This window comes from Salinibacillus xinjiangensis (assembly GCF_009649735.1).
Taxonomy (GTDB): Bacteria; Bacillota; Bacilli; order Bacillales; family Alkalibacillaceae; genus Salinibacillus; species Salinibacillus xinjiangensis.
The window spans coordinates 1-475 of record NZ_WJNH01000026.1; the positions used below are offsets into that span (position 1 = coordinate 1).

The window sequence follows — 475 nt, forward strand, 5'->3', positions numbered from 1 at the left end:
ACAGCTCCCCGAAGCATATCGGTGTTTGTCCCGTCCTTCATCGGCTCCTAGTGCCAAGGCATCCACCGTGCGCTCTTGTTCACTTAACTTAATAAACGCATTGTCATGCTCTTGATTGTTTCTTATCTAGTTTTCAAGGTGCTAAATGGAGCCTAGCGGGATCGAACCGCTGACCTCCTGCGTGCAAGGCAGGCGCTCTCCCAGCTGAGCTAAGGCCCCGTTATATCATGGTGGGCCTGAGTGGACTTGAACCACCGACCTCACGCTTATCAGGCGTGCGCTCTAACCAGCTGAGCTACAGGCCCATGTATAACTTTGAAGGATCATTCAATCCCTCAAAACTAAACAAACACAACCAGTACATCTTTTTATTCATCACGAAAGTGATGATGTTTTCCTTAGAAAGGAGGTGATCCAGCCGCACCTTCCGATACGGCTACCTTGTTACGACTTCACCCCAATCATTGGCCCCACC

The 475-nt window shown here is 49.9% G+C and carries 2 tRNA genes and 2 rRNA genes; all 4 read right to left on the bottom strand.

The annotated features are described in order from the left end of the window. Positions 1-89: ribosomal RNA gene (locus GH754_RS19305) — 23S ribosomal RNA — on the bottom strand; the annotation flags it as partial. Positions 90-146: 57 nt separating this feature from the next. Continuing rightward, positions 147-219: transfer RNA gene (locus GH754_RS19310), tRNA-Ala, on the bottom strand. A gap of 9 nt (positions 220-228) precedes the next feature. Next, positions 229-305 (bottom strand) — tRNA-Ile (locus GH754_RS19315). Between the two features lie 97 nt (positions 306-402). Beyond that, positions 403-475 (bottom strand): 16S ribosomal RNA (locus GH754_RS19320); the annotation flags it as partial.